This is a genomic window from Algoriphagus boritolerans DSM 17298 = JCM 18970, assembly GCF_900108085.1.
Taxonomy (GTDB): domain Bacteria; phylum Bacteroidota; class Bacteroidia; order Cytophagales; family Cyclobacteriaceae; genus Algoriphagus; species Algoriphagus boritolerans.
The window spans coordinates 1-1,808 of record NZ_FNVR01000071.1; the positions used below are offsets into that span (position 1 = coordinate 1).

Consider the following 1,808-nt stretch of genomic DNA (forward strand, 5'->3'; position numbering starts at 1 on the left):
GTGAAGTTGCAAACTTCACCCAGCCTCAAGAGGAACTTCTAAGGTTAAGAGAAGATACTACGCCTAGTGGGGGAATTTTTTTTGAAATAATTTGCATTAAATAATATATATATATGCGATATAATGTAACCTAACCATCAAGTTTTATAAAAAAACAAAGTATTCGTACAATTGTATTGTCTACATTTTTGATTGTCAGCGTATGGGCAATGTATCCTTCATCAGCTTTGGCAGGTCCTGGCGATGGAAAAGGGCGGCAGTATTGGAAGTGCAGGTGGGAGATTGCCTGCGACAACTCCCATGAGTATCCGTGTTCCACTGGGGGGAGTTGCGGCGGTAGTACTTAAAATAATAATCGGGATTGGAGATAGTTCCAATCCCATTTTCTTTGAAATACCTTATGAATAAATTTTGTTTCTATTCAATTTTTATAGGCGTAATGCTCTTGATTTTATCTTGTAAAAACTCCAATCAAAAGCAGCAAGGGGATCAATTTCAAGGTATTGACTCAGTTGCATTTCCGGTAGGTGCAAACTGTCAAAATCCGGGAAGTTATAACTATCTCATTCAAATGGAAGAAGCCAAAGTGGCTTTCTTGGAAGACATTTTGGATTCAACTTATGCTGTAAAATTCACACCACTTGAAGTTGACGATTCGAGAAACCTGTTAGGTGAAATATCCAAACTTTGGGACTATAGCGATTCTTTGATATATATAGCAGACCTTCAAATAGCCAATAAAGTATATGGATTTGGCCGTGATGGGAAAATGAAATTTGTGGTTGGTGAAATTGGAGAAGGACCTGGTCAATACAAACAGCTTTGGGATGTTCAATACAATCAACATCTTAAGCGACTTGAACTTTGGGACTATCCACAACATAAAATGCTGTATTTTGACCTGGCTGGGAAATTTATCAGTGAGCAAAAAATAAATCAAGAGATTGTTTCTTTTTATCCCATCACCAAGGATTGGTATATTTTTCACATGGAAGGCCGAGACCATTTGGGTCAAAAAAAACCCTTGTTAAGATATTCTGATATTACTGGAGAAAAGATCATGAAAGAAGGCGCCTGGGAATATGGAGTGGTAGACGCATGGCCTAGTAAACAGGAATTTTCTGAATATGCGGGAGGTGTTTATTTCTTGAGAGCAATGATGGATACGATTTTTTGGATTGGCCCGGTAAACAGACAGATTTGTCCAGACTATGTAATAGATTTTGGAGATAAAAGAATTCCAGAAGAAGCCAAAAAAGAATCGGATCTAATGGCAGCAGCCAACTTAATCCAGAATAATAATAGTTCATTTAGTACCGGAAATCTTGTAATAGGAAGGACTTATCTTCATTTTGAATGGATAGCAAATGATATTGAAGACAAATACTTCCATTTTGTAGATCGATTTCAATTTCAATCATATAAGATTCCAGCCCAACAGTTTTCGATATTTGGAATTAGGATAGAGCGGGTCAACTTTGTAAGCAAACATGATTTTGTGGGATATTCTGTCGGTCGCAATGTGGATAAATCCAAGTTACAGATTGCATTGGAAAACAAACATATCCATCCTGATACAAAAGCTGACCTTCAAAAGATACTTGATATCCAAGATCCCGAAATGCCCTTTACTGTTCGTTTTAGACTGATGCATCCTGAAACCTACAAATAATGTATGGAGAATGTTTGAAGTACCAGTTTTTTGACAAAAGAGTATCCATCCGACCAACCCATGTTGTAAGTAAAAAAATTTTATGTAGGTCGGTATTCTTTCCAGTTAGAGGGTAACAGCTGGTAGAGGCTTTTGT

General features: G+C 37.2%; 1 protein-coding gene. It reads left to right on the top strand.

Annotated elements, in window-relative coordinates; translation table 11 throughout:
• Positions 1-439: 439 nt before the first annotated feature.
• Entirely contained in the window at positions 440-1,672 is a 1,233-nt protein-coding gene (locus C4S61_RS21575) for a 6-bladed beta-propeller (RefSeq protein WP_160111300.1), read from the top strand.
• The last annotated feature ends 136 nt before the right edge of the window (positions 1,673-1,808 follow it).

Coding starts and splice junctions, on each gene's coding strand:
- C4S61_RS21575 (WP_160111300.1), top strand. CDS start 440: ATGCTCTTGATTTTATCTTGTAAAAACTCCAATCAAAAGCAGCAAGGG.